Annotated in this window: 18 protein-coding genes; 8 read left to right on the top strand and 10 right to left on the bottom strand. The window is 69.6% G+C overall.

The genetic code is table 11. The annotated features are described in order from the left end of the window. Positions 1 to 216 precede the first annotated feature (216 nt). Positions 217 to 528, bottom strand: coding sequence for a hypothetical protein (locus tag ACO2Q3_RS15395; protein WP_423307993.1), 312 nt, complete (start codon positions 526 to 528; stop codon positions 217 to 219). Between the two features lie 64 nt (positions 529 to 592). On the opposite strand from ACO2Q3_RS15395, the gene ACO2Q3_RS15390 reads away from it, so the two are divergent. Then, positions 593 to 2,116: an inositol-3-phosphate synthase gene (locus ACO2Q3_RS15390; protein WP_423307991.1), complete on the top strand. Its 1,524-nt coding sequence runs from the start codon at positions 593 to 595 to the stop codon at positions 2,114 to 2,116. Between the two features lie 243 nt (positions 2,117 to 2,359). Here the strand turns inward: ACO2Q3_RS15390 and ACO2Q3_RS15385 are convergent, their stop codons facing one another. Together ACO2Q3_RS15385 and ACO2Q3_RS15380 are read right to left on the bottom strand one after the other, a co-directional pair. Next, positions 2,360 to 3,337, bottom strand: coding sequence for an asparaginase (locus tag ACO2Q3_RS15385; RefSeq protein ID WP_423307989.1), 978 nt, complete (start codon positions 3,335 to 3,337; stop codon positions 2,360 to 2,362). 40 nt (positions 3,338 to 3,377) lie between these two features. Beyond that, the gene (locus ACO2Q3_RS15380) at positions 3,378 to 4,661 is read right to left on the bottom strand and encodes a glycosyltransferase (protein ID WP_423307987.1); all 1,284 of its coding nucleotides are present in this window, start codon (positions 4,659 to 4,661) and stop codon (positions 3,378 to 3,380) included. 76 nt (positions 4,662 to 4,737) lie between these two features. Here ACO2Q3_RS15380 and ACO2Q3_RS15375 point away from each other — a divergent pair, with 76 nt between their 5' ends. Further along, positions 4,738 to 5,850, top strand: a complete 1,113-nt coding sequence (locus tag ACO2Q3_RS15375) for a phospholipase D-like domain-containing protein (RefSeq protein ID WP_423307985.1) — start codon at positions 4,738 to 4,740, stop codon at positions 5,848 to 5,850. Between the two features lie 24 nt (positions 5,851 to 5,874). Here ACO2Q3_RS15375 and ACO2Q3_RS15370 read toward each other — a convergent pair whose 3' ends face one another. The 5 genes from ACO2Q3_RS15370 to rutA form a co-directional block, all read right to left on the bottom strand. Then, positions 5,875 to 6,870, bottom strand: a complete 996-nt coding sequence (locus ACO2Q3_RS15370) for a radical SAM protein (protein ID WP_423307983.1) — start codon at positions 6,868 to 6,870, stop codon at positions 5,875 to 5,877. 91 nt (positions 6,871 to 6,961) lie between these two features. Continuing rightward, complete coding sequence (locus ACO2Q3_RS15365) at positions 6,962 to 7,447, bottom strand: DUF2141 domain-containing protein (protein WP_423307981.1); 486 nt, start codon at positions 7,445 to 7,447, stop codon at positions 6,962 to 6,964. Between the two features lie 190 nt (positions 7,448 to 7,637). Next, the gene (gene rutC / locus ACO2Q3_RS15360; protein ID WP_423307979.1) at positions 7,638 to 8,027 is read right to left on the bottom strand and encodes a pyrimidine utilization protein C; all 390 of its coding nucleotides are present in this window, start codon (positions 8,025 to 8,027) and stop codon (positions 7,638 to 7,640) included. Positions 8,028 to 8,038: 11 nt separating this feature from the next. Continuing rightward, on the bottom strand, positions 8,039 to 8,770 hold the full coding sequence (gene rutB / locus ACO2Q3_RS15355; protein WP_423307977.1) for a pyrimidine utilization protein B: 732 nt from the start codon (positions 8,768 to 8,770) through the stop codon (positions 8,039 to 8,041). Then, positions 8,751 to 9,830: a pyrimidine utilization protein A gene (gene rutA / locus ACO2Q3_RS15350; protein ID WP_423307975.1), complete on the bottom strand. Its 1,080-nt coding sequence runs from the start codon at positions 9,828 to 9,830 to the stop codon at positions 8,751 to 8,753. The genes rutB and rutA overlap by 20 nt, the downstream gene beginning before the upstream one ends. Positions 9,831 to 10,115: 285 nt before the next feature. On the opposite strand from rutA, the gene ACO2Q3_RS15345 reads away from it, so the two are divergent. Genes ACO2Q3_RS15345 through ACO2Q3_RS15330 form a run of 4 tightly spaced genes read left to right on the top strand, consistent with a single transcriptional unit; the run spans position 10,116 to position 13,953 of the window. Beyond that, on the top strand, positions 10,116 to 10,247 hold the full coding sequence (locus tag ACO2Q3_RS15345; protein WP_423307973.1) for a hypothetical protein: 132 nt from the start codon (positions 10,116 to 10,118) through the stop codon (positions 10,245 to 10,247). A gap of 32 nt (positions 10,248 to 10,279) precedes the next feature. After that, positions 10,280 to 10,909, top strand: coding sequence for an arylformamidase (kynB, locus tag ACO2Q3_RS15340; RefSeq protein ID WP_423307971.1), 630 nt, complete (start codon positions 10,280 to 10,282; stop codon positions 10,907 to 10,909). After that, positions 10,906 to 12,138, top strand: coding sequence for a kynureninase (gene kynU, locus ACO2Q3_RS15335; protein WP_423307969.1), 1,233 nt, complete (start codon positions 10,906 to 10,908; stop codon positions 12,136 to 12,138). Before kynB ends, kynU begins: the two co-directional genes overlap by 4 nt. Before the next feature lie 21 nt (positions 12,139 to 12,159). Continuing rightward, the gene (locus ACO2Q3_RS15330) at positions 12,160 to 13,953 is read left to right on the top strand and encodes a DUF885 domain-containing protein (RefSeq protein ID WP_423307967.1); all 1,794 of its coding nucleotides are present in this window, start codon (positions 12,160 to 12,162) and stop codon (positions 13,951 to 13,953) included. Here the strand turns inward: ACO2Q3_RS15330 and ACO2Q3_RS15325 are convergent. After that, a complete protein-coding gene (locus ACO2Q3_RS15325; RefSeq protein ID WP_423307965.1) occupies positions 13,950 to 16,010 on the bottom strand; it encodes a M3 family metallopeptidase in 2,061 nt (686 codons plus the stop codon). The two genes, ACO2Q3_RS15330 and ACO2Q3_RS15325, sit on opposite strands and share 4 nt — an antisense overlap. A gap of 197 nt (positions 16,011 to 16,207) precedes the next feature. Between ACO2Q3_RS15325 and ACO2Q3_RS15320 the strand changes: the two genes are divergently transcribed. Further along, the gene (locus ACO2Q3_RS15320; RefSeq protein WP_423307964.1) at positions 16,208 to 16,657 is read left to right on the top strand and encodes a hypothetical protein; all 450 of its coding nucleotides are present in this window, start codon (positions 16,208 to 16,210) and stop codon (positions 16,655 to 16,657) included. Positions 16,658 to 16,678: 21 nt separating this feature from the next. Here ACO2Q3_RS15320 and ACO2Q3_RS15315 read toward each other — a convergent pair whose 3' ends face one another. Beyond that, complete coding sequence (locus tag ACO2Q3_RS15315) at positions 16,679 to 17,980, bottom strand: Gfo/Idh/MocA family oxidoreductase (RefSeq protein ID WP_423307962.1); 1,302 nt, start codon at positions 17,978 to 17,980, stop codon at positions 16,679 to 16,681. A gap of 110 nt (positions 17,981 to 18,090) precedes the next feature. On the opposite strand from ACO2Q3_RS15315, the gene ACO2Q3_RS15310 reads away from it, so the two are divergent. Further along, positions 18,091 to 19,491 (top strand): UDP-N-acetylmuramate--L-alanine ligase, encoded by a 1,401-nt coding sequence (locus ACO2Q3_RS15310; protein ID WP_423307960.1) that lies wholly within the window; start codon positions 18,091 to 18,093, stop codon positions 19,489 to 19,491. The last annotated feature ends 3 nt before the right edge of the window (positions 19,492 to 19,494 follow it).

Genomic DNA, 19,494 nt, shown 5'->3' with positions numbered 1-19,494 from the left:
AAACGCCATCGGCCGCTTCAGGCGCGTCCTGCCGAGGCGAACCAACCTCGACCACCTCGACCCAAGGCTCATCCTGCAAGCCGCAGCAGCCGCCAACCACATCCCCCGACAGTGCCTGGACTTCCGCACCCCCGCTGAGGTCTTCTCTCAGCAGGTGTTGCACTTCGAACGAGAATCCACCTCCCGGCCTTCGCCGGGATGAGCGGAAGTGCGGGGCTACCCTTCCACCAGGCTCGCGCCGCAGTCGGCGACGGTGTCGCGCGGCGGGCGGGGTGCGTAGCCCAGCAGCCGGCGCGCCTTGTCGTGGCTGAACGCCTGCGTGCGGCCCAACAGCGGCAGCAGCCCCTTCATCTGCGGCGAGACGGCGGCCAGGCCGCGGAACACCAGGTCCGGCATGGCCGCGGTGGGAACCTTGGCGGCAGCCGGTCCCAGGCGCGCCCTCAGCGCCGCCGCGACGGTGCTGACGCCCGCCATCGCCGCCATCGTCGGCGCGCCCGAGACAGGCCAGCCTGGGGCCGGGTCGCGCACGGCCTGAGGTCGTTTCCGCTTTGCCGCTTGCCGCCTAACGAAAATTTCGTTAGCTCATCGCGGCATGGAACAGGGCAATCCCGCAGAGCGCATCATCCGCCGGTTCGGCGGCCAGAGCGCCCTGGCGGCCCTGCTCGGCAAGCGGCAGAGCACGATCGAGCACTGGGCGAGCACCGGACGGGTGCCGGCCCAGTGGCAACAGCCCTTGATTTCGTTGGCCCGCGCTCGGGGCGTCAGTTTGGAGGCTAGAGACTTCGTGGAAACCCAACGGCACGACATCGCCCCGGCGAAAGGCAAGCTCGGCGTCCTGCTCGGCGGCCTGGGCGCCGTCTCCTCGACCCTGATCGCCGGCGTCGAGCACGCCCGGCGCACCGGCGCCACCCCGGTCGGCGCCCTGACCCAGACGGGGACCATCCGGCTGGGCAAGCGCACCGACGGCAAGTCGCCTCTGATCAAGGACTTCGTCCCGCTCGCGGCTCTCGAGGACATCGTGTTCGGCGCGTGGGATCCGATCGAGGAGGATGCCTATCAGGCGGCGCTGAAATGCGGCGTGCTCGATCGCCACGAGCATATCGAGCCGATCGGCGACTTCCTGAAGAGCGTCAAGGCGATGCCGGCCGTGTTCGACCAGTATTACGTCAAGCGGCTGGAAGGGAAGAACGTCAAGAGCGCCAACACCAAGATGGGCCTGGTGGAGATGGTCCGCCAGGACATGCGCGACTTCAAGACCAAGAACAACTGCGACCGGCTGGTGTTCGTCTGGGCCGCCTCGACCGAGATCTTCATGGAAGGGGCCGAGACGCACCTGACCCGCGAGGCGTTCGACGCGGCGCTGACCGCCAACGACATCTCCATTCCGCCGTCGATGATCTATGCCTATGCGGCGATGCTGGAAGGCATCCCCTTCGCCAACGGCGCGCCGAACCTCACCGTCGACACCCCGGTGATGGTGCAGTTGGCCAACGAGCTGGGCGTGCCGATCTGCGGCAAGGACTTCAAGACCGGCCAGACCCTGCTGAAGACCGTGATCGCGCCGATGCTCAAGGCCCGCATGCTGGGCCTGAACGGCTGGTACTCCACCAACATCCTCGGCAATCGCGACGGCGAGGTGCTCGACGACCCCGAGAGCTTCAAGACCAAGGAAGAGTCCAAGCTGGGCGTGCTGGACACCATCCTGCAGCCCGAGCTGCATCCGGAGCTCTACGGCAACATCTACCACAAGGTGCGGATCAACTATTACCCGCCGCGGGGCGACAACAAGGAAGGCTGGGACAACATCGACATCTTCGGCTGGCTGAACTACCCGATGCAGCTGAAGATCGACTTCCTGTGCCGCGACTCCATCCTGGCTGCGCCGCTGGTGCTGGACCTGGCCCTGTTCATGGACCTGGCCAAGCGCGCCAAGCTGAAGGGCGTGCAGGAGTGGCTGTCGTTCTACTTCAAGAGCCCGCAGCACGCCCCCGGCCTCTATCCGGAGCACGACCTGTTCATCCAGCAGACCAAGCTGAAGAACACCCTGCGCTGGCTGATGGGCGAGGACCAGATCACCCACCTGGGCCAGGAATACTATCAGGACGAGGACGCCTGAACAAAGCGGCGCCGGAGGGACCTGAGCCCCTCACCTTCCCAAGCTCAGCGCCGACGCGCCGAGCTCGGGCCCCTTCCTCTCCCTATGGGAGAGGTAAATTGCTTAGTCTTGGCAATGCTTTAGCCTCCCTCTCCCATGGAGAGAGGGAGGGGCCCGCGTGGCTTGCAGGCGCAAGCCGCGTGGGAAGGTGAGGGGTTCAGGCGCCCACTGCGAGGCGCGCTGTCGGCCTGGTCTCAGCCCAATTCAGTCGTCGAACGCCGCGACGATCCGCGCCCGGTCGGCGCCGTCGGCCAGCAGGAGCGCCAGCAGGATGCGCGCCTTGGGGGCGTCCAGCATGCCGGCGGGGATCAGGCCGCGGCGGGTGAGGTCGATCTCGCTGCCGTCGAAGCCGTAGGTCTGGCGCAGGGTCTGGCCGGCGCCGGCGCGCGAGGCCAGCACCACCGGGATCCGGTCGGCCAGGTCGCCCAGCAGCGGGGCGAGATGGCGCGGTGTGTGGCCCGCGCCCATGGCCTGCAGCACCACCCCGGCCGGCGGATCGGCCAGCAGGGCCCGCACCAGCCGGCCGCCGTCGTCCGGCGGGCCGGCCAGCAGCACCACCTCGGGCAGGCCGGCCGCGGGCCAGGCGAAGGTCGGCGCGGGACGGGCGGGCCTCAGGGGCACGTGGACACGGCCCTCGGCGATCCAGCCGATCGGCCCGGCCAGGGGCGAGACGAAGGCCGACGGCTTGTGCGTGTGGCGCTTGGCCACGAAACGGGCGGTGTGGATTTCGTCGTTGAACACCACCAGCACGCCGGCGCCGCGCGCTTCGTCGCTGGCCGCCGTCTGGATCGCCGCCAGCAGGTTGGCCGGGCCGTCCGGTCCCGCCTGCGACGGCGCGCGCATGGCCCCCGTCACGACGACCGGCGCATCGAGATCCAGCAGCAGATCCAGCAGGAAGGCCGTCTCCTCGATCGTGTCGGTGCCCTGGGTGACGACGATGCCGCTCGCTCCGGCGTCCGCGGCCGCGCGGGCGCGGGCGGCGACTTGGGCGACCTGGGCGAAGGTGAGGCTGGCGCTGGGCAGGCTGAACAGGGTCTCGGCGGCGACATCGATGCCGCCGGTCCAGGCGGCCACCGCGCCCACCAGATCATCGCCGTTCAGTCCCGGCGCGACGCCGCCCTCGCGGCGAGGCGCCATGGCGATGGTGCCGCCGAGGGCAAAGACCTGGACCTTGGACGTCATCCACCCCTATCCGCAGCCGGAGACACAGCCGCCGGCAAGTCTATTCGGCGACGCCCACCGGCGCGCCCACGTCCACCGGCGGCGCATAGGGCTGTCGCGCCCGGCCCGCCGACATGGCCTGTTCGATGAACAGCGAGGAATAGCGCTCGACCATCTTGTCGATGTCGAACTCCTCGGCGCGGATGCGGCCGTTGTGCGAGAATTCGGCCCGCAGGGCGGCGTTCTCCAGCAGGTGGTCCATCGCGGCGCTGAACGCCTGAAGGTTTTCCGGCGGCACCACCCAGCCACTCTTGCCGGCCTCCACCACCTCGGCCGGGCCGAAGTCGCAGGAGGTGACCAGGGCGGGCACGCCGCAGGCCAGGGCCTCGGCCACCACGCTCGGGAAGCCTTCCCAGCGCGAGGGCAGCACGAACAGGGTGGCGCGGGACATCCACGCCCAGGGGTTGGCCACGAAGCCGGGGAATTTCACGCGGTCGGCGACACCGAGCTGGGCGGCGATGGCCCGGGTCTCGGCCTCCATGCTGCCACGCCCCAGGATCACAAGGTCGTAGCCCTTGGCCGCCTCGCTGGCGGCGAAGGCCTGCAGCAGCATTTCGTGGTTCTTCTGGTACTCCAGCCGCCCCACGGTCAGGATGAACGGCCGCTCCGGCGTCGGCGCGGCTTCGCGCGACAGCTGGCGGATCTTGGCCAGGTCGATGGGGTTGTGGATCACCCGCACCCGCGCCGGATCCAGTTCCAGTCGCTCCTGCAGCCCGGCGGCCATCTCGTGCGAATTGGCCAGGAAGCAGTCGGCGGCGCGGTAGGCCGTGCGGGTCAGGCTCTTGATCGCGCTGCGGGCCAGGCCGTTCTGCAGCTCGTTCTCGATCACCGCGTCGGTATTGTTGCCCTCGCGCACGATCCAGCGCGGCCGCTCGGCGCCCAGGCTGGCCACCACCGGGCCGGTGATGACGTTCATGCCCTTCAGGAAGCTCATCACCACGTGCGGGCGGTGGGCCTTGATCATCTTGCGCAGGTTCAGCGGCGCCAGCACCGCGCCGGCCACCAGCTTGTGCGGCCGGTAGAAGGTGGAGTTCGCCCCCTCGAAGGCCAGCAGGTTCTGGCCGATCGGCGAGACGTCGATGCGGCTCTCGTCGGCGTCGGCCAGGAACGGGCCCGAGCGGTTGAGCAGCGCCATGCGCACGTCGACCAGCTTGGGGTCGCAGCGGTTCAGCAGGTGCACGGCCACGCGCTCGGCGCCGCCGCCGTGCAGCGAGGAAAGCAGCAGGCTCACACGCACCGGCGGCGCGGGCGTGCTATCGATCACGGTGGCGAATCCGTCCCCCATCGGGCGCTTCCTAGCCGTGGACCACGGCGAGCGGCAACCCGATCGGGCCGCTTCGCGCGGGGGTGAGGACGGTCTGATGCATTTCGAACTCTTGGTTGGCGCCGACGCCTTCTGGAAGCGCGCGGCGGAGGATTTCGCTCAGTCCAGGCGCCGGCTTTTCGTCCAGGCGATGACCTTCGAGGGCGATGCGGCGGGGCTCAAGGTGGCGGCCGGGATCGCGGCGAGCGGCGCTGCGGACCGCCGCGTGCTGGTGGACGAGTACACCCTGCACATGATCAGTGATCGCTCGGTTCACGCCAAGAGCTCCAAGGCGGACCCGGCGTTCCAGGCGGAAGTGGCCGCGACGCACCAGATGTTCCGCAGCCTCGTAGCCGACGGTGTTTACGTCCGCGTGACAAATCCCGTCGGACCTCTTTTTAGTCGCTATCCGGCCCGCAACCACAAGAAACTCATCGTTGCAGACGACGCGGTCTACGTCGGCGGGATCAACTTCAGCGACCACAACTTCTCTTGGCACGACTTCATGCTGAGGATTGAACAATCCGACTTCGCCGATGCCGCGGCGGCCGATTTCCTGGCGACATTCGAGGGGCGTGCCCGCGCCAGCACCGGCGATTTCGGCCCGGTCCGGCTGATCTCGATGGACGGGCGGCGCAACCGCGCCGCATTCGCCGAGGTCGCCGCCCTGATCGAGGGCGCGCAGCGTCAGGTGACGGTGATCAGCCCCTATCTGACCTTTCCGGTGACCGGCGCCCTGGCCCGGGCGCGCCGTCGGGGCGTCGACGTGCAGCTGATCACCCCCCTGGCCAACAACAAGCGCCTGGTGCGCGACTACCTGCTGTGGGCCGCCAAGGCGGGCGGGCTCACCGTGCGGCTGCAGCCGCACATGTCGCACCTGAAGGGGATGCTGATCGACGACGAGCGGCTGGTGATCGGCTCGTCCAACTTCGACTTCGTCAGCCTGGGCGCCGAGGAGGAGATCGTGGCGGTGATCGCCGACCCCCAGCTGATCGCGGACTTCCGCGCGCGGATCGTCGAACCGGCCGTGCTCGAGGCCCTGCCCTCGAGCGCGCACGATCCCTCGGCCCTGGCGGGCGTGCTCAGCCTGCTGCAGCTGAAGTTCGCCCAGGGCGTGGTCTCGGCGGTGCGCGGGGTTCCGCGCGGGGCCTACGACTACCCCGTGGACTGAGGCCGGACGGCGCAACGGACCGGATCAGGCCGCCGCGGCCTGGCCGGGCGCGTGGCTTCCGGGCAGGGGCGTGGCCGTGCGCTTCTGGCCGCCGCGCCAGGCGTCGAGAAAGCTGGCCTGGTGCACACAGCTGACCGTGCAGAACGGTGCGCAGCTCTTGGCGGTGGAGTATTCGCGGACGATGTCGGCGGTGGTGTAGCTGGCCAGGGGGACGCCCGGGCTGCCGCGCTGCTGCGAGCAATAGTGCACCAGCCCGTCCTCGCAGATGTACAGGTAGCGGGCGCCGGCGCGGCAGTTCCAGCTGTTGGGCTGGCCGGCCATCAGGTTCTTCTGGAACATCAGGTAGTTGATGCGGTGCACGATCGACCGCTTGTCGGTCAGCTTGTCGTAGACGGCGCGCTGGGTGTCCGACAGCGGGGCCAGGGTGCCCTCGGCGTCGTGCAGCACGCCCACCGTGTGGCTGAAGCCCAGCGCCTTGGCGGTCTCGGCCACTTCCAGGGCGTCCTGGGTGCGCTCCTCGGTGATGCCCAGCACCGAGTTGATGTTGACGTGGAACCGGGCGTGCTCGGACAGCAGCTTCAGCCGGCCCATCAGCGACTTCAGGGTCTTCTTCGAGATGGCGTCGGGCTTCACGCCGTCGATGGAGATCTGCAGTTCCTGCAGTCCCGCCTCGTTCATGCCGGCGATCGACTCCTTGGTCATCAGGAAGCCGTTGGTGATGGTGGTGGCGACCATGCCGTGGCTGCGGATCCGGCGGATCACCTCGTTGTGGCCGGGGTGGGTCATCGGCTCGCCGCCGGTCAGGGTGACGATCTGGGTGCCCAGCGCCGCCAGCCGGTCGACACGCTCGAGCAGCAGCTCCAGCGGCACCGGCTTGGAGACCTTGTCGTACTCGCTGCAATAGGCGCAATCGAGGTTGCAGTAGCGGGTGACCACCAGGTGCGCCAGCATCGGTTTGCGGGTGGACAGCAGCACGTTCGCCGCCACCTTCACACCGTCGCGCAAGGTCACGCCAGCCATAGAATGATAGTCCCCGTCTCGCTCGAGCGCCCTAGATGGGCCTTTGCCGTGCGGATGTCACCTGCTGCGCCGCAGCAAGGCCGATCAGATTTTATTTCGGATAGTTTAGCGAGATCGTGACCACGTTCTCGCCGGGATGGGCGGTGAACTTCACCTGGTCGAACGTCGGCCAGTGCAGCAAGGACATGTTCGGCGGATTGTGCGTCAGACCCCAGGGCTCCTTGGGGCCCGTGAACAGGTTGAACGCGAACTTGTGGTTCGAATCCCGGTCCTGATAGACCACCACCGCGTAGTCGCCCGGGCCGGGCGCCCAGAAGCACAGGCTCTGGCCCGGCGCGCGCGACGGCTCGCGCATCACGCGGATGGAGCCGCCCTTCTTCAGGAACTTGGACGCATCGTTGTAGAACGTCGCCGCCATCAGTCCCTGGCTGTCGCGAACGTTTTCCACCTTGACGACGATCTTCACGCCCGTGGGCTGGCCGTCGCAGCCTGCGCCCTGAGCGTGGGCCGCAACCGGTGCGAGGAGAGCCACGACGGCGGCCGCGGCCAGGGCGCGACGGAAGCGGGCGAGGGGCATGCGGAAGGTCCGTCCAGTCATGGCCAAGCTGGGTAGCGTCCGCTGATGGCTCAATTATGCTTTCGCACAGGTTACCGCCGACCGCGCGATCAAATTGTCCAGTTCTCTGTAACCATCAGGGTCTTGGGGCGGCCGTCGACGGATAAGGACACTCGCCTTTCAGGGAGCATTGTTGCGGCGAGGTAGCCGATCAGGTCTTCCCGACGTGGGCGATGGAGGCGATCTCCACCAGAAAATCGGGGCGCACCAGACCGCACTGGATGCAGAACCGGGCCGGCTTCTCGCCAGGGAAGAACTCGGCATAGACCTTGTTCATGCCGGCGTAGTCGGCCCAGTCCTTCAGGAAGATCATGTTGTAGGTGACGTCCGCCAACGTCCCGCCGGCGGTCTCCACCACGCCCTGGATGGTCTGCAGCACCTGGCGCGTCTGGCCTTCGATGTCGCCCACGTGGGCGACGCCGTTGTCCTTGTCGAACGCGAGCGTCCCGGAGACGTAGACCACGCCATCGGCCATGGTTCCGGGTGAGAAGGGGGCGATCGGTATCCCGGTCCCGGGCGGCGTGATCACGGTCTTCGGCATGCTGTTCCCCTTCAGTCCCTTGGAGCCTGGCCGATGGTCCCGCAAAAGTCGGCGGTGCTCGACACCCAGCCGAAGAAGGCCTCGACGTTGTAGACGCTGGCCTCCTGCAGATAGGCCGGCCCCGCCTGGTGCGTGGCGTCCTCCAGCAGCACGCCGAAGTACTCCAGGAAGAAGCCGTCTCGCAGCGTCGATTCCACGCAGACGTTGGTGGCGATGCCGCAGAACGCCAGGGTGCGGATGCCGCGCGCCCGCAGCAGGGAGTCCAGCGGTGTGTTGTAGAAGGCGCTGTAGCGCGGCTTCTCGATGACGATGTCGCCCGGCTGCGGCTTGAGGGCGTCGACCAGGGCGTAGTCCCAGGTGCCCTTGGCCAGCAGCTTGCCCTGCAGCTCCGGCCGGGCGCGCATGGTCTTCAGCGCATTGGATTTCCACCAGTTGGGCGAGCCGGGGCCGCCCGCCTCGGCGTAGGCCGGATCCCAGCCGTTCTGGAAGAACACCACCAGCACGCCGGCGGCCCGCGCCGCCTCCACCGTGGCGCGGATCCTGTCGATCACCGCCGCCGCGCCGCCGATGTCGAATCCGGCCTCGTCCAGGTAGCCGCCGGCCGAGGCGTAGGCGTTCTGCATGTCCACCACGATCAGCGCCGTCTGGGCGGGCGTGATCGGCAGGGCTTCGGGCCTGGCCGGCAGGGTGACCGACCCCGGCCCCAGGTCGGACCGTGAAACCTCAGACCGCGGCGACGACATGGGCCCTCGTCTTCATCAGAGGCTGGATGTGCTGGCCGAACTGGTCGAGGCCGACCAGGAAGTCGTCGAACGTCAGCATCACCCCCGCGGCCCCCTTCACCTCGGCGATCTCGTCCATCAGCCGCGCCACAGTCGCATAGGAGCCGACCAGGGTGCCGATGTTCAGGTTCATCGCGCTGGGCGGGCGGCTCATGTAGATCGCAGAGACGTCCAGCGCCCCGCGCGGATCAGCCTCGCCCTGGTGGTTCATCCAGGCGATGGCGTCCAGGTCCGCCCCCTCCTTGTAGCGCTCCCACTTGGCGTGGGCGGCCTCGTCCGTCTCGTCGGCGATGATCATGAACAGCAGCAGGGCCTCGCACCGGCGCCCGCTGGCGATCGAGGCCTCGACGTTGCGCTGCACCGAAGGCTGGCACTTGGTCGGCTCGTTCAGCCCCATGCCGAAGCAGAAATTGTAGTCGGCATGCGCCGCCGCGAAGTCGACGCCAGCCTGGCTCTGGCCGGCGCAGATGATGTCGATCCGGGCGCTCGGCTGAGGCAGCAGGCGACAGTCGTTCATGGTGAAGTACTGGCCCTTGAAGTCGCTGCGGCCGGTCTCCCACAGCTGCTTCATCACCGTCACGTACTCGGCGCAGTAGTCGTAGCGGCGCAGGAAATGCGCCTCGCCCGGCCAGATCGACATCTGATCGTATTCGGCCTTCTGCCAGCCGGAGACGATGTTGAGGCCGAAGCGGCCGTGCGAGATGGAGTCGATGGTCACCGCCATGCGCGCGGCGATCGCCGGCGGGATCGCCAGCACCGGGACCGAGGCGTAGAGCCTGATCCGGTCGGTCACCGCGGCCAGCCCCGCCATCAGGGTGAAGCTCTCCAGGGCGTAGTCCCAGAACTGGGTCTCGCCGCCGAAGCCGTGCAGCTTGATCATCGACAGGGCGAAGTCCAGCCCATAGCGCTCGGCCTTCTGGGTGATCGCCTTGTTCAGATCGAAGCTGGGCAGGTACTGCGGCGAGGTCGCCGACATGATCCAGCCGTTGTTGGCGATCGGGATGAAGACACCGATGTCCATGCGCCCCTCACAGCGTCGTCGAGCCGGACATGAGGCGCCCGGGGCGGCGCCTTGGCAAGCGCCGGTGGCGCGCCGGATGTGATTCGGGGCGGCGTCGCCCAGGCCTTGGGCGTCGGGCCGACGACATGAATCCGGTAGTTTTCGCGCCCTTTTGTCGCCGCAATTCGCTTATCGCGTGCGGCAATTGTGGCGCTTCGCTTGAGTGTTGCGCTGGCGACTTGAATATTCGGCACGATGACGGCCAGATTCAGATTCGATAAACACTTGCGATGAGAGGCTCATCTCATGCGCGAGATGCCGATCCGTTGGGCGACCGAGCCCGAGAAGCCGAAGAAGATGAGCTTCAAGGCCTTCCTCTGGGTGGCGCTGTCGATCGCCGTGGTGATCTTCTGCGTGGTGACGATCGCCCTGCGCTAGGCGCCCCGAAGCCGCTGACCTAGGTTCGGCGCATGCGCCGCCTGTGGGACATCTCCCAGACCCTGACATCCGACCTGCCGGTGTGGCCGGGCGACACCGCCTTCGCCTCGCGCCGGACCTGGGACATGGCCGCCGGCTCGCCGGTGAACGTCTCGGCCTTCGAAGCCTCCACCCACGCCGGGACCCACGCGGACGCCCCGCTGCACTACGCCGTCGGCGGACCGTCCGCCGCCGACCTGGAGCTTGACGTCTACCTGGGGCCCTGCCGGCTGGTGGATGCGCGCGGCGCCGGGCCGGCGATCGACGCGGCGTTTGTCCGCGCGCTCGGCGCGCTTCCGCCGCGGGTCCTGTTTCGCACCTACGAGCGCTTCCCCCACGGGGCGTGGCGGTCGGACTTCGTCGTCGTGACGGCGGGCGCGATTGCGGCGCTGGCGGCGGCCGGCGTGCGGCTGATCGGCATCGACAGCCCGTCGCTGGACCCGGAGGATTCCAAGACCATGGACGCCCACCACGCCGTTCTGTCCGCCGACCTGCGCATCCTCGAGGGCCTGGTGCTCGATGAGGCGCCGCCGGGCGACTACGAGCTGATCGCCCTGCCGCTCAAGCTCGCGGGTCTCGACGCCGCGCCGGTGCGTGCGGTGCTGCGCGAGCTCGCCCTGTGAGCCTGGACCGCGCCGCCGTCCAGGCGCTCGACGCCGCCGATCCGCTCCGACCGTTCCGCGACCGCTTCGCGCTGCCGCCGGGCGTGATCTACATGGACGGCAACTCCCTGGGGGCCTTGCCGAAAGCCGCGCGCCAGGCCGTGGAGCGCACCGTGAGCCAGGAATGGGGCGCGGGGCTGATCCGCAGCTGGAACGACGCCGGCTGGATGGCCGCGCCGCGCCGGGTCGGCGACAAGATCGCCCGCCTGGTCGGCGCCGCCCCCGGCGAGGTGGTGGTGGCCGACTCCACCTCGGTGAACCTGTTCAAGCTGGCGGTGGCGGCGCTGCGGGCGCGGCCGGACCGCCGCGTGATCCTGACCGAGCCCGGCAACTTCCCCACCGATCTCTACGTGGCGCAGGGCGTGGCCGATCTGCTGCCGCAGGCGCAGGTGCGCACCGTTCCCGCCGCGGACATCGCCGGCGCGCTCACGCCCGATGTCGGCCTGCTGCTGCTGACCCACAGCCACTACAAGAGCGCCCACACCCACGACATGACGGCGCTCACCGCCGCGGCGCACGACGTCGGCGCCCTGGCGCTCTGGGATCTGAGCCACAGCGCCGGCGCGATCCCGGTGGACCTGACCGCGGCGGGCGCGGATCTCGCCGTCGGCTGCGGCTACAAGTTCCTGAATGGCGGGCCCGGGGCCCCCGCCTTTCTGTATGTCGCCCGGCGTCATCAGCAGACCCTGGTCTCTCCCCTGATGGGCTGGCTCGGCCACGCCGCGCCGTTCGACTTCGCCGACGACTACCGTCCCTCGGACGGGATCGAGCGATTCCTCTGCGGCACGCCGCCTGTCCTGGGGCTGGCGGCCCTGGAAGCCGGCGTGGACATCGCCCTGGAGGCGCCCGCCGACGCCCTGGCGCACAAGCTCAAGCGGATGACCGGCCTGTTCATCACCGAGGTCGAGGCGCGCTGTTCTGGCCACGGGCTGGCGCTGGTCACGCCGCGCCACGGGCCGCGCGGCAGCCACGTCTCGTTCGCCCATCCGGAGGGCTATCGCATCATGCAGGCCCTGATCGCCCGCGGCCTGATCGGCGATTTCCGCGAGCCGGACATCCTGCGCTTCGGCCTGACGCCGTTGTACCTCGGCTACGAGGACGTCTGGCGCGCCGCAGGCCTGATTGCCGAGGTGCTGGACACCGGCGCCTGGCGCGACCAGCCTCACCGTATCGCTGGCCGGGTCACCTGACCGCGGCGGCAGGGAGTTCGCATGATCCAGTTCCCCCATCGCCGCGCCGTGCTCGGCCTGTTCGCCGCGACGGCCCTGCCGGCTGGCGCCCTGGCCCAAGGCCTCAGCCTGCCCTCCGGGGGCGAGGGGCGGCACGAGCTGGAGTGGCTGCGCATCGCCCACGAATGGCTGGACACGGCCGACCGCCTGTCGCCCGTGGGCGCCACCCAGATCGGCGATCATCGCTTCGACGCCGAGCTGGACGACCTGTCCGCCCCTGCCCGGGCGTCGGGCGTCGCCGAGTTGCGGGGGCTGCTGGCGCGCATCGAGGCCTTGCCGCAGGCCGAACTGCCCCGTCCGATGCAGATCGACGCGGCGATCCTGGCCAACCAGATCCGCTACGACCTGTGGACCGACGAGACGCTGCAATCCTGGGCCTGGGATCCGCTGATCTACACGGGCCTCACCGGGGACGCGCTCTATGGCCTGCTGGCCCGGGACTATGCGCCGGCGCCGCAGCGCCTCGCCGCGGCGGTGTCGCGGATGGAGAAGCTGCCACGGCTGCTGGACCAGGCGCGGGCCAACCTCGATCCCGCCCGCACGCCGCGGGTCCACGCCGAGACCGCCGTGCGGCAGAACAAGGGCGTGCTGGGCCTGGTCGGCGAGCTGATCGCGCCACACGTCGGCGACTTGCCGCCGGACGTCCGCGCCCGCTTCACTGTGGCGTCCGAGGCGCTCACCCGGGCGGTGACGGCGCACCAGGCCTGGCTGGAGACGAGCCTCGTGCCGAACGCCCGCGGGGATTTCCGTCTGGGACAGGCGCTTTACGACCAGAAGCTGGCGTTTGCCCTCAACACCCCGCTCACCCGCCAGGAGATCCGCCACCGGGCGGAGACCGCCCTGGCCGAGACGCGCGCCGAGATGTACCGCCTCGCGAGCCGCATCCTCGCCGGCCGAACCGGCGCGCCGCCGACCCCCGACAAACCCTCGGCCGATCAGCAGCAGGTCGCGATCCGGTTCGCCCTCGATCTCGCCGCCGAGGACCGCCCGGCGCGGGACGGGGTTGTCCCCTTCGCCCGGCAGGCCCTGGCCGAGGCCACGGATTTCGTGAAGGCGCACGACCTGATCACCCTGCCGGCGGCCCCGGTGCAGGTGATCGTCATGCCGGAGTTCAAGCGCGGGGTGGCGGTGGCCTACTGCGATCCGCCGGGGCCCTTGGACAAGGGCCAGCCCACCTTCTACGCCATCTCGCCGATCCCGGACGACTGGAGCGCCGAGCGCACCACCTCGTTCCTGCGCGAGTACAATCGCCGCGGCATCCGCGACATCGCCACCCACGAGGCGATGCCCGGCCACTATGTGCAGCTGGCCCACTCCAACGCCTATCCGTCGGTGCTGCGCTCGGTGCTGTGGTCGGGCGCCTTCGTCGAGGGCTGGGCGGTCTACGCCGAGGGGATGATGGCCGACGAGGGCTTCGGCGACCCGCTGTACCGCCTGGTGGTGCTGAAGACCCGGCTGCGCTCGATCACCAACGCGATCCTGGACCAGGCCATACACGTCGACGGCATGACCCGCGAGGCGGCCATGACCCTGATGATGCGGGACGCCTTCCAGGAGGAGGGCGAGGCGGCCGGCAAGTGGATTCGCGCCAGCGTCTCTTCCGCCCAGCTGCCGTCCTATTTCGTCGGCTTCTCGCAGCACACCGCCATCCGCCGCGAGGCGGAGCGCCGCTGGGGCGCGGACTTCAGCCTGAAGCGCTACCACGACGCCGTGCTGAGCTTCGGCTCCCCGCCGGCGCATCTCGCCCGCGCGGCGCTGTTCGACGAGCCGCTTTAGCCGCGCGCCGTCTCGAACCCGCGGCTGCGCATCAGGGCGTCGGCAGCGGGGTCGCGGCCGCGGAACCGGCGGTAGGCCTCCGCCGCCTCCACCGTGTTGCCGACGCTCAGCACCTCGCGCAGCAGCCGGTCGGCCAGCGCCTTGTCGTAGAAGCCGCCCGGCGCCTCGGCGAAGGCCTCGGCGGCGTCGGCGCTGAGCACGTCGGCCCAGATGTAGTTGTAATAGCCGGACGCATAGCCCTCGCCCGAGAACACATGCGAGAAGTGCGGCAGGCGGTGGCGCAGGATGATCTCGCGCGGCATGCCCAGCCGTTGCAGCGCCTCACGCTCGAAGTCGCGCGCATCCAGAGCCTCGTCCGCCCCCAGGTGCGCCTCCAGGTCGAGGATGGCGCAGGCCAGGTACTCGGTAGTGTCGAACCCCTGGCGGAAGTTCTGCGCCGCCAGCAGCTTGTCCTTGAGCGCGGCCGGCATCGGCTCACCGGTCTCGTGGTGCACGGCGAAGCGCGACAGCAGTTCCGGCGTCGGCAGCCAGCGCTCGTTCAGCTGGCTCGGCAGCTCGACGAAGTCGCGCACCACGCTGGTGCCGGCCAGGGAAGGATAGGTCACCGACGACAGCAGCCCGTGCAGGCCGTGGCCGAACTCGTGGAACAGGGTCACCGCGTCGGTCCAGGAGATCAGCACCGGCTGGCCCGGCGCGGCCGGGATGAAGTTGGAGTTGTTGGAGACGATGGGCGTGTCGCCAGCCAGGCGCTGCTGTGTCCGGTACTCGCTCATCCAGGCGCCCGACGACTTGCCCGGCCGGGCGTAGAGGTCGAAGTACCACAGGCCCACGCGGTCCCCGCCGCGGGTCACCTCGAACACCTCCACGTCCGGGTGATAGACGGGCAGGTCGGTGACCGGCGTGAAGGCGAGACCGAACAGCTCTCCGGCCGCCCAGAACATGCCGTCGCGCAGCTTGCCCAGCTGCAGGTAGGGCTTCACCGCATCGTCCGAGAGGTCGTACTTCGCCTGCCGCAGCTTCTCGGCGTAGTGGCGGTAGTCCCAGGCCTCCAGCGGTTCGTTGAAGCCCTCGGCGGCCGCGATCGGCTGCATCTCGGCGATCTCCTCGCCGGCGCGGGCCACCGCCGGGGTCCACACCCGGCGCAGCAGCTCCATGGCGGCGTCCGGCGTGCGCGCCATCTGCCCGTCCGCTACCCAGTGGGCGAAGGTGGCGAAGCCCAGCAGCCGCGCCTTCTCCACGCGCAGCTTCAGCACCTCGGTGATGATCGGGTTATTGTCGTGCGGCCCGGGGTTGTCGCCACGGCTGGCCCACATCGCCAGCGCCCTTTGCCGCAGGTCGCGGCGCGCCGAATGGGTCATGAACGGATCCATCGACGAGCGGGTGTTGGGGATCACCCACTTGCCGTCCAGGCCGCGCTCCCGCGCCGCGGCGGCGGCGGCTTCGACCAGCGCCGCGGGCAGCCCCGCCAGGTCCGCCTCGCTGTCCAGCACCAGCGCCAGGCCTTCCTCGTCGGCCAGGATGTTCTGGCTGAAGGCGGTGTAGAGGCTGGCCAGCCTCTGGTTGATCTCGGCCAGGCGGCGCTTGTCGGGATCGGAGAGGGCGGCGCCCTGCCGGGTGAAGCGGCGCATGACCACGTCGGCCAGGCGTTGCTGCTCGGCGGTCAGACCGCTGGTCTCGCGCGCCTCGAACACCGCCCGGATGCGTTCGAACAGGGCGCGGTTCTGGATGATCTCGTCGCGGAACGCCGCCAGCCGCGGGGCGGCGGCGCGCTGCACCGCCTGCATCTGCGGCGTGTTGAGGGTCGAGGTGAACACCGACATCAGCGAGGTCGCCTGGCGGTAGGCCCGGCCGGAACGTTCCAGGGCCTCGAGGGTGTTGGCGAAGGTCGGTGGCGCGGGATCGGCGGCGATCGCCGCGATCTCGGCGCGATAGAGCGCCATCGCAGCCTCGAGGGCCGGCTCGAAGTGCTCGACCCGCAGCGCGCCGAAGGCGGGCGCGCCGCCGTGCGGTCCTGTCCAGGGAGCGAGCACGGGATTGTCGGCGAGGGCGTCGGTCATGGCGGGCTCCGGCGAGGGGGACGGCAGGCCAGGGTATCGGGGCGGCGGGACTTCCTCCAACCCGGAAGTGAGGCGTTCCTCTCGACTCGCTCCGGGCTGTTCCCGGTCCGGCGCGGCGGCTTGCCGCACGCGGCGTGCCGAAAGTCGCGGCGTCTATTCTCCAGCGAGTGATGACGGCGGTGTGGAGCAGGATTTCTATGGACATGGCCGTTGAGCAGGATCTGTCGCGTGTCGCCACGCGGCTGAGCTCGGACTATTTCTTCCGCGCGCTCGGCCTGATCTCGTCCCTGCACGGCGGCGACATCACCGCTGCGATCATCTGGCAGGCGATCGTCACGGCGAACACGGCGCACCTGGACGCCGGCGACTACCGCGGCTCGGAGGCCTCGCCACCGGACGACCTGCGCCGCCCGGTCAGCGTGCTCTCGCTATCGCAGTCCCTGGGCATGCCGTTCGAGACCACGCGCCGCTATGTGAACCGGATGATCGCCGCCGGCCGCTGCGAGCGGGTGCGGGGCGGCGTCGTGGTGCCCGCCAGCGTGCTGAACGACGAGCGGACCCAGGCCGCGCGTCTGGAGAACCTTGGCTATCTGCGCCGCCTCGGGCGCGAGATGCTGCGGGCCGGGATCATCAAGCCGGGCTGCTGAGGCGCGCCGGGGCCGCCAGCTTCACGGCAGACGCACCAGATCGTCGACCCGCACCGGCAGCCCGGTCGCGAAGGCCTGGTTGGCGGCGATGCCGGTCAGGATCGAGCGGGCGCCGGCGATGTGGTCGGCCCGGCGGCCCAGGGGATCGGCCGGCGGGGCGGCGCCGAAGATGTCCTCCAGCAAGAGGGCGTCGCCGCCGCCATGCTCGCCGGCGGCGATAGGCGGGGTGGCGTCCCACGGCTTCGCCCAGTGCGGAAACACCGTCACCCGCTGGCTTTCGCTGAACGACTGGCCGATCTCGCCGCCGGCGGCGCTGACGTAGGATTTCTCCAAATCCTCCAGCTCGATGCGGCCGGCGTCGCCGATGAAGGCGATGCGATAGCCTTCCCACGGGCCATAGGCGCTCAGGGTGTAGCTCATCTGCGCGCCGCTACGGTAGCGGACCACCAGGTTCATGGTGTCCTCGATGCTGACGCCGTCGCCGAACACGCTCTGGTCGCGCCGGTAGCCGTCCTCCTCCGCGCCCTTCAGGTAGAGGCCTTCCAGCATGCCGCCATCGGCGAGGCTGAGGGCGAAGGGGTCGCCCTTGGCGTTGGGATGGTCGGTCCCGCGGTCGTAGAAGCGGGTGACGCCGCGCGCCTCGGCGGCGGCTCGCCCATAGAAGCCCAGCGAGCCCAGGCCGAACACCAGCTCCGGCGAGGAGTCCAGCCACCAGTTGACCAGGTCGAAGTGGTGCGTGGCCTTGTGCACCATCAGCCCGCCGGAGTTGCGCTTGTCGCGGTGCCAGCGGCGGAAATAGTCGGCGCCGTGCACGGTATCGAGCAGCCACTCGAAGTGCACCGCCTTGACCTTGCCGATGCGGCCCTCCTGCAACAGCGCCTTCACGGCCGCGCGGACCGGCGAATAGCGATAGTTGAAGGCCACGCGCAGCCGCCGGCCGGAGCGCTCCACCGCCGCCAGGATCTCGCGGCAGGTGGCCGCCTCGGTGGTCATCGGCTTTTCCGTGATCACGTCGCAACCAAGCTCCATCGCCCGGATGATGTACTGGTGATGGGTGCGGTCGACGCTGGTGACGATCACCGTGTCCGGCTTCGTCTCGGCGATCATCCGGTCGAAGTCGGCGGCGTGGTAGGCGGGGATGTCCGCCGGCGCGCCCCAGCCGCGGTACTTGCCGTTGCACCACGCCATCCGCGTGCGGTTGGTGTCGCACAGGCCCACCAGGTCGTGCCGGTCGGCATAGGTCTTCAGGATCGCCCGCGAGTACATGTACGAGCGCGCGCCCAGGCCGACGATGGCGTGACGATGTCTGCGCGCGTCGCTCATGGCGAACGTCCTCCACGGGGGCTCTGGACGGGGTCTTATCCGCCGCGGCGGCGGACGGCGAGCGGCAAGACCCCCTTCCATCGCGACCCGCATCGCCGCACAAGGGCGGCATGCACGTCTATTTCCTCGGCATCGCCGGCGCGGGGGTCAGCGCCCTGGCCTCGGTCCTGGCGTCGGAAGGCCACACCGTCTCGGGCTCCGACGACGGCGTCTTCCCGCCGGTCAGCACCTACCTGAGCCGCATGGGCATTCCGTACCACGTGGGCTTCGACCCGGCGCAGATCCCGGCCGCCATCGACGTGGCCATCGTCGGCTCCAGCGCCAAGCTGGACCTGGGCGACAATCCGGAACTTCAGGAACTGATCGCCCGCGGCGTTCCCCGCTACAGCTTCGCCGAATTCCTCGGCGTCCATACCGCGGCGCGCGAAAACATCGTCGTCGCCGGCAGCTTCGGCAAATCCAGCCTGACCGCCCTGATCACCTTCCTCATGCGGCAGGCGAACAGGGACCCCGGCTATTTCATCGGCGCGATCCCGCTGGATCTGGAGGCCACCGGCCATTGGGGCCGCGATCCGGCTTTCGTCATCGAGGGCGACGAGTACATCGTCTCGGGCGAGGATCGGCGCTCGAAGTTCCTGCTCTACCACCCGGCCCAGGTGCTGATCAGCTCCATCGTCCACGACCATGTGAACGTGTTTCCGACCATGGCCGCCTACGAGACCCCGTTCGCCGAGCTGCTGACCCTGCTGCCGAAGGACAACCTGCTGGTCTGCGCCCAGGGCTACGAGCCGATCCAGCGGCTGACGGCCGGTCGCAAGGTGGTCTGGTACGGGCTGGGCGATGGCGCCGACTACCGGGCGCACAACATCCAGGTGGGCGAGACCACCGCCTTCGACCTGGCCACGCCGTCGGGCGAGGTCATCCCGCTGTCCACCCAGCTCCTGGGCCTGCACAACATCGAGAACATCGCCGGGGCTGCGGCCCTGCTGCTGGAGCGCGGCGACATCGACCCGTTCGAGCTGCGCGCGGCCGTGCCTCGCTTTCGCGGGGTCGCCCGGCGGCTGGACAAGAAGACCACGGTCTCGCGGGTTCCGGCCTACGAGGGCTTCGGCTCGTCCTATGAAAAGGCCCGCTCGGCGATCGAGGCCATCGCCCTGCACTTCCCCAGCCGCCCGGCCGTGGTGGTGTTCGAGCCGCACACCTTCTCGTGGCGCGATCGCGAGGCGCTGGCCTGGTACGACACCGTGTTCCAGGGCGTGTCGCGCGTCCTGCTGCTGCCGCCGCCGGGCCACGGCGCGGCCAGCCACCAGCAGCTGAGCCAGGACGAGATCCTGCAGCGCATCCGCGCGGCCGGGGTCAGCGCCGACGCCATCCAGGGCGGCGATGACGTGCTGGCCGACCTGCAGGGCTCGCTGACCGGCGACGAGGTGGTGCTGCTGCTGTCCTCCGGCCCGCTGGCCGGCCTGGCGGAAAGCGCCCCGGCGATGCTGGACGCCCGGTTCGGCGGATAGGCT

Source organism: Caulobacter sp. KR2-114, assembly GCF_049446115.1.
Lineage (GTDB): Bacteria > Pseudomonadota > Alphaproteobacteria > Caulobacterales > Caulobacteraceae > Acaudatibacter.
This window is presented reverse-complemented; position numbering and strand designations above follow the sequence as displayed.